The organism is Amphritea atlantica, from assembly GCF_018860855.1.
GTDB classification, from domain to species: Bacteria; Pseudomonadota; Gammaproteobacteria; order Pseudomonadales; family Balneatricaceae; genus Amphritea; species Amphritea atlantica_A.
Window position 1 is genome coordinate 224,969 of record NZ_JAHKQE010000019.1, and the last position, 6,708, is coordinate 231,676.

A 6,708-nucleotide genomic window follows, 5' to 3' on the forward strand; every position below is an offset into this window, starting at 1 on the left:
TTAGCCATCCTGTAAATAACGATACCAGCTAAGCTGAGGGCCAGCGGGGACAAAACCATTAGGGTTTAATGCCTTAATCGAATAGTAACCCGACTTAATATGATCAATTCGAGTATTTTGACTAAAGGCATCGACCTGTAATAAACGCTCCAGATAAGCCGATAAAGCGGAATAATCGCCGATGCGCTGCCGATTGGTTTTAAACAGGCTAAAATAGACCGGATCAAAACGCACCAAGGTGACAAACAAGCGAATATCACACTCTGTCAGCTGTTCACCCACGGCAAACTGATGCTCACTAAAGTGTTGCTCTAAACTATCCAGCGTATCGAACACGCCAGTATACGCCTCTTCATAGGCCTGCTGAGAGGAAGCGAACCCCGCCTTATAGACACCATTATTTAAGCTTTCATAGATCCCCTGATTAAATTGATCAATCTGAGAAGCCAGCGCAGTCGGTAATAGATCACTCTCAGAGCAGTGTAACGGTCGCAGGTCATGGTTGAAAATGCGTAGAATATCGGCCGACTCATTATTCATAATCGCACCGGCATTCACATCCCAGAGCACCGGCACCGTGGCCCGCCCGCTATAGGTGGGATCACTAGCGGTATACAGTTGATGAATATAGGTGACGGCTTCCTCTGTTACCGGCGTACTACCAGGAAAGTCTCCAAACTGCCAACCGCTATCACTCAACACCGGATCAACGACACTGATCGGGATATGCTGATCCAAGCCCAACAGTGATCGCGCAATCAGCGCGCGGGTCGCCCAAGGGCAGATATACGCCACATACAACTTCAACCCTAACGCCTCGGCATCGCCATCAACCGCAGCCATCACACGCGCAGCGCTAGGGACAGCTCTAAAAGCACTACTCTGGCGTACAAACCGCCCTTGAGCATCTTTACTCTGTACCGGATCCCATTTCTTTTGCCATTTGCCGTTAACTAACATCACTCGTCCTCCTGGGAAGAGACCCCATGAGTCGGGGGCCTCACCATAAACTTGGGTATTTAAACCGCTGCTTTCACTTTCAAGGATCGCTCAGCCGCCTTATTTTCATCGAACAACACCCAACGACCATTGCCTAATAAGCCCTGTACCAAGGATGCGACGATCAGAAACGCAGGATATTCCCAACCACCACCTTGATTACCAAAGCCCCAACCATTTGCCCCGTGTACCAACACAATAGAACCGAGTAATACCGGCACCAAGGCCAACGCGACCCAGCGAGCATAAACGCCTAATACCAATGCGGTGCCACCGGCAATCTCAATCGCCATGGTCAACGGCCCCATAAAGGCGGGCACACCTAAAGAGGCAAAATAGCCGGCGGTGCCCTCAGGTGTGAACACCAATAGCTTGAGTAAACCATGAGCCAGATACATCACGCCCAGAGTGATGCGAAGCAAGGTGGTTGCGTATGCCTGTTGTGTATTCATCTCTATCTGTTCCTTAAAAAAACTATGTATTGGATAAGGTGATTTTTGACCACAGAGGAAAAATAAACAATAATCCATTCACTATACTTATTGTTCGGATATATTTAACAGTTATGGACAAGCTCAACCTGATGACCTCCTATATCGCGGTGGCGGAACAAGGCAGCTTTACCGCCGCAGCACGACAACTGGGTAAAACCAAAGCACTGCTGAGTACTCACGTATCGCAATTAGAAGAGTGGCTTAAAGTTCGCTTGATTACCCGTTCGACCCGCAGCATGAAACTGACCCCCGAAGGTCAGAGCTACTATGAACAAGCGAAGAAAATAATCGATGATATCGCCACACTCGAAGCCGAGCTGCAGCATCAAAACCGTACATTAGTTGGACGCCTACGGATTGCCGCCCCCACTACCTTCGGCGAGCTCGTGTTGATGCCCTATATCGCCCAGATGCTGACAGACAACCCGGAGCTAACCATTGAGTTAGTGCTGAATGATCGCTTTACGGACCTGATCGCTGAAGGCTTTGACCTAGGCATTCGTATTGGCCAGATGGACGACTCCAACCTAATCGCCCGCTCCGCCGGATCTTTGCAGATGATGCTCTGTGCCAGTCCTGACTATTTAAAACGCTACGGCACACCGCATCAACTAACACAGCTTAACAAGCTGCCCTGCGTCTTTGACAGCAACCATCGAGCAGGGGCCAGCTGGCGCTTTCAAACGGACGACGGGTTAATTGAAGTCCGTCCGACATTTGTTGTCCGCGTTAACAGCGCCCTCGCCGCCGCGAATATGGCCCGCAGCGGCACGGTGATCGCTTACTGTCCGGACTTTGCCGTCAATGGAATGCTACAAACCGGTGAACTCGTCCCCGTATTGGCAGACATCTGCCACAAACAGATACCGGTGAATATTATCTACCCGCACCGCCAACATCTTTCGGCCAAAGTAAAAGCATTTGCCGATGGCTTAATCGACTATATGTCGTAGTCATTCACGGCAAGATAGATAACTGCAAAAGGCTGCTTTAGAATGGCGAACCTAAATTGATGCTACGCTGGGACACCATGAATCTGATTCTGCTTTTTGAAAGTGATTTTACCGCCGCCGATACCGTCGTCATCAGCGACCGACGTTTTCACCATATCAAACAGTTTCACCAACCGGTGCCAGATCAGTCGCTCAAAGTGGGTTTGCTCAATGGCGAAATTGGCCAAGGCATTGTCCTCAGCCTGACAGAGCAAAGCATCACATTACAGATTAAACTGACTCAGCAACCACCCGCACCGCTCCCCCTTACCCTGCTGCTGGCGCTGCCTCGCCCCAAAATGCTCAAGCGCACCCTGCAAACCGTTACCAGTATGGGGGTCAAACAGATCTATCTGATCAACTCATACAAGGTTGATAAGAGTTATTGGTCAACCCCGCTGTTGCAGACACAATCCCTAACAGAACAGTTACTGCTTGGCCTTGAGCAAGCAGGCGACACCCAGATGCCCGAAGTTCATCTACGTAAACGCTTTAAACCCTTTGTCGAAGATGAGCTACCAGCACTCGCACAGCACAGCCGCGCACTGGTCGCCCACCCTTATAACGCCGCGATTTGCCCACCCGCAGAGTCGGTTAAAACAACCCTTGCCGTCGGCCCTGAAGGGGGGTTTATCCCCTATGAAGTGGAAAAATTGCAGGATGCTGGCTTTGCAGCCATCCATATCGGCCCCCGCATCCTCAGGGTCGAAAATGCCGTGCCGGTGTTATTGTCCAAGCTGTTCCCCGTGTGAAACGGGCCCACAGCATAAATTTAGCGCTTAACGTTGGCTGTCAAACTGATTTCGATCAATTTAATTGAGAATCATACGCATTACCATTGACATTAAGTCCTCTATAAATAAGAATAGTTCCCATTAGCAACACAATGACTCAACGCTCTCGGGCGCAACGCATTCGCCGTTACCCGTTAGTTGCATGCGGTCTCATCGATCAGGTATCCCTATAATGCGTAATAACTTGAAAAAACTGGCGTTTCTTACTCTCCCCCTCACTCTAGCCGCAACCCATGTGTCTGCTGCCGATGAAGTGAACATCTACTCTTACCGCCAACAGTTTCTGATTCAGCCAATGTTAGATGCCTTTAGTGAAGAGACGGGCATTAAAACCAATGTAATATTCGCTAAAAAAGGTTTGATTGAGCGCCTGCAACACGAAGGTAAAAACTCACCTGCCGATATCGTACTAACCTCTGATATTGGTCCACTTTACGATGTGGTTGCTAAGGGTCTGACGCAAGCCGTTCACAGCGAAGTACTAGAGGAAAATATTCCAGCTCACTACCGTGATCCTGATGATCATTGGTTTGGCCTAACTAGCCGTGCCCGTCTGATCTACGCCTCTAAAGATCGGGTAGAACCCGGTGAAATTAAAACCTACGAAGAGCTAACCGATCCTAAATGGAAAGGCCGCATCTGTACCCGCAGCGGTAAGCACACCTACAACCTGTCACTGATCGGCTCTATGATCATTCACCACGGTGAAGCCGAAGCAGAACAGTGGCTCGAAGGTCTGAAAGCTAACCTTGCCCGCAAACCACAGGGCAACGACCGCGCTCAAGTTAAAGCCGTTAAAGAGGGTGTATGTGACCTAGCGCTGGGTAACTCTTACTACTTCGGCAAAATGCTGACTAACGAGCAACAACCCGAACAGAAAGAATGGGCCAACTCAGTTAACTTGGTTTTCCCGAATCAGGAAGGTCGCGGCGCGCACATGAGTATCTCCGGTGCAGCTCTCACAAAATATGCGCCTAACAAACAAGCAGCAATTCAGTTGATGGAGTTCCTCAGCCAAGCCAAAGCACAATCCATGTATGCTGAAGCTAACTTTGAATTCCCAATTCGCCCAGGCACCAAGCGTTCAGCACTGCTCGACGAATATATGGGCGACTTCGAACAGGATAACGTCAGCCTGCAAAAAATTGCCGAACTACGCGGAACCGCAGCACGTATGGTTGATAAAGTAGGTTTTGATAACTAAGCCTACGCCGACATATTTGGACAATTCGACATCAAAACGGTAGTCTGCGCGCTACCGTTTTTTGTTTAAGAAGACAGCGTTATGCAGGCAGAACAAGCCATCCCAACAATCAAGCAAGCCCCAGCTCTGATGACACCACAAAAAAACTACCTGTTTGGTTGGTACAGTGCTACTTGGGGCACCGCATTGATGGTGGCACTGCCGATCCTCTCGGTGTTTTATCTGGCACTGTTTCCCAGCGAAAATATCTGGTCGCACCTCATTTCAACAGTGCTGCCGGTGTATATCACCACCACACTGGCACTCATGCTTGGTGTCGGCGTACTGTCTGTCGCCACCGGTGTCTGTGGTGCTTGGCTGGTAACCATGTGCCGTTTTCCTGGACGCAAGCTATTCGAGTGGGCGCTACTATTGCCGTTCGCAGTGCCCGCCTATGTAATCGCCTATGTCTATACCGACTTGCTGGAATACTCCGGACCGTTACAGATAGCCCTGCGTGAGCTGTTCGGCTGGCAAACCGCCCGCGACTACTGGTTTCCTGATATTCGCACCCTTGGCGGCGCCATCCTCATGCTCTCAATGGTACTCTACCCCTATGTTTACCTCTTAGCCCGCGCTTCATTCTTAGAACAATCGACCACGATCCATGATGCTAGCCGCACCCTCGGTTGCACGCCATTTCAAAGTTTCTATCGCGTCTCGCTGCCAATAGCCCGCCCAGCGATTGCTGTTGGGTTGTCGCTGGTTTCAATGGAGGCCCTCAACGATTTTGGTACGGTGGATTACTTTGCCGTTAAAAGTATGAGTGCGGGGATCTACGATACTTGGCTGAACATGAGCAATTTAGGTGGCGCAGCGCAGATCGCCAGCCTGATGATGGTCTTTGTGGTCATACTGATCTCGTTAGAGCGTCTAGCAAGGGCGAAGCAGCGACAATTCAACAGCCCCGACCGCTATAAAATACTCACCGGTTATCGTCTGTCGGGCTGGCGCGCTTGGGGCGCAACCCTGCTCTGCGCCCTGCCCGTCGTAACAGGCTTTTTCATTCCTGTGTGGGTGCTGGCAGGCTATGCGCTGAAACATATCGATCAACTCTGGACTCTCGAGTTTTTCACCTATGCGAGCCACAGTTTTATACTCTCGAGCAGTGCCGCACTGCTAACCATTATCATCGCCCTACTACTGGCTTACTCCAAACGATTGCATAAGAAGAAAAGCCTCAAAATAGCGGTGCAGTTTTCTAGTCTAGGTTACGCGATGCCGGGAGCTGTATTGGCCATTGGCGTGATTATTCCCTTGGCTGCTTTTGATAACACCATAGACAGACTGATGGATCAGTTTTTTGGTATCTCGACAGGTTTGCTGCTGAGCGGTACCGCATTTGCCGTTATCTTTGCTTATGTGGTGCGTTTTTTAGCCGTCTCATTAGGTTCAGTCGATTCTAGTCTGAATAAGATTACTGAAAGCATGGATATGGCCTCCCGTTCATTAGGGCTCTCACCACTACAAACCCTGCTTAAAGTACACCTTCCACTGATTAAAGGTGGCATTCTCACCGCCGCTTTAGTGGTATTTGTCGATTCGATGAAAGAGCTGCCCGCAACGCTGATTCTGCGACCCTTTAATTACGACACCTTGGCTACCTACGTTTACCAATACGCCTCTGATGAGATGCTTGAAGCCTGTTCGCTGGCGGCATTATTGATTGTTTTGGTAGGTATTATTCCTGTTATCCTGTTAAGCCGAACCATATCAGGCACCCGCGACAGCAATTAATCGCTGCAAACAATTTTGCGTAGGGTGCCGGTGAGGAACGAACCGCACCGCTGGGACCAATGGTGCCTATGACGATCGTGCGGTGGTAATCATGCGGTTCTCGGTTCGCAAGCTCACCATTCCCTACAGAAGCAATTTCGGCCAACCACCGCCGCGAGCAATTTTGCGTAAGGTGCCGGTGAGGAACGAACCGCACCGTTGGGATCAATGGTGTCAATGACGATCGTGCGATGGCAATCGTGGGTTCTGCCGATGGTGCGGTTCGCAAGCTCACCAAGCACCCTACAGATGCAATTTAGGCCAACCACCACCGCGAACAATTTTGCGTAGGGTGCCGGTGAGGAACGAACCGCACCGTTGGGATCAATGGTGTCAATGACGATCGTGCGATGGCAATCGTGGGTTCTGCCGATGGTGCGGTTCGCAAAGCTCACCACACCCTTGTATCT

The 6,708-nt window shown here is 50.3% G+C and carries 7 protein-coding genes; 4 read left to right on the forward strand and 3 right to left on the reverse strand.

Going from position 1 to position 6,708, the window contains the following annotated elements; genetic code table 11:
* Window positions 1–960, reverse strand: a complete 960-nt coding sequence (locus tag KO512_RS08200) for a glutathione S-transferase family protein (protein ID WP_215951859.1) — start codon at window positions 958–960, stop codon at window positions 1–3.
* A 59-nt stretch (window positions 961–1,019) separates the two neighbouring features.
* Complete coding sequence (locus KO512_RS08205; RefSeq protein WP_215951844.1) at window positions 1,020–1,451, reverse strand: DoxX family protein; 432 nt, start codon at window positions 1,449–1,451, stop codon at window positions 1,020–1,022.
* Between the two features lie 113 nt (window positions 1,452–1,564).
* On the opposite strand from KO512_RS08205, the gene KO512_RS08210 reads away from it, so the two are divergent.
* From KO512_RS08210 to KO512_RS08225, 4 genes are all read left to right on the forward strand, one after another.
* Window positions 1,565–2,446, forward strand: a complete 882-nt coding sequence (locus KO512_RS08210; protein WP_215951845.1) for a LysR family transcriptional regulator — start codon at window positions 1,565–1,567, stop codon at window positions 2,444–2,446.
* A gap of 77 nt (window positions 2,447–2,523) precedes the next feature.
* Complete coding sequence (locus KO512_RS08215; protein WP_215951846.1) at window positions 2,524–3,237, forward strand: 16S rRNA (uracil(1498)-N(3))-methyltransferase; 714 nt, start codon at window positions 2,524–2,526, stop codon at window positions 3,235–3,237.
* Window positions 3,238–3,451: 214 nt separating this feature from the next.
* Window positions 3,452–4,483 (forward strand): Fe(3+) ABC transporter substrate-binding protein, encoded by a 1,032-nt coding sequence (locus tag KO512_RS08220; protein ID WP_215951847.1) that lies wholly within the window; start codon window positions 3,452–3,454, stop codon window positions 4,481–4,483.
* Window positions 4,484–4,564: 81 nt separating this feature from the next.
* Window positions 4,565–6,259 (forward strand): ABC transporter permease, encoded by a 1,695-nt coding sequence (locus KO512_RS08225; RefSeq protein WP_215951848.1) that lies wholly within the window; start codon window positions 4,565–4,567, stop codon window positions 6,257–6,259.
* Between the two features lie 113 nt (window positions 6,260–6,372).
* On the opposite strand, the gene KO512_RS08230 is transcribed toward KO512_RS08225, so the two are convergent.
* Window positions 6,373–6,708, reverse strand: a 336-nt coding sequence (locus tag KO512_RS08230; RefSeq protein WP_215951849.1) for a hypothetical protein, incomplete at its 5' end; no start/stop codon positions are given.

Bases quoted from the DNA above. Each gene is read 5' to 3' on its own strand.
- KO512_RS08210 (WP_215951845.1), top strand. From the start codon at position 1,565: ATGGACAAGCTCAACCTGATGACCTCCTATATCGCGGTGGCGGAACAA.
- KO512_RS08200 (WP_215951859.1), bottom strand. From the start codon at position 960: ATGTTAGTTAACGGCAAATGGCAAAAGAAATGGGATCCGGTACAGAGT.
- KO512_RS08205 (WP_215951844.1), bottom strand. From the start codon at position 1,451: ATGAATACACAACAGGCATACGCAACCACCTTGCTTCGCATCACTCTG.
- KO512_RS08215 (WP_215951846.1), top strand. From the start codon at position 2,524: ATGAATCTGATTCTGCTTTTTGAAAGTGATTTTACCGCCGCCGATACC.
- KO512_RS08220 (WP_215951847.1), top strand. From the start codon at position 3,452: ATGCGTAATAACTTGAAAAAACTGGCGTTTCTTACTCTCCCCCTCACT.
- KO512_RS08225 (WP_215951848.1), top strand. From the start codon at position 4,565: ATGCAGGCAGAACAAGCCATCCCAACAATCAAGCAAGCCCCAGCTCTG.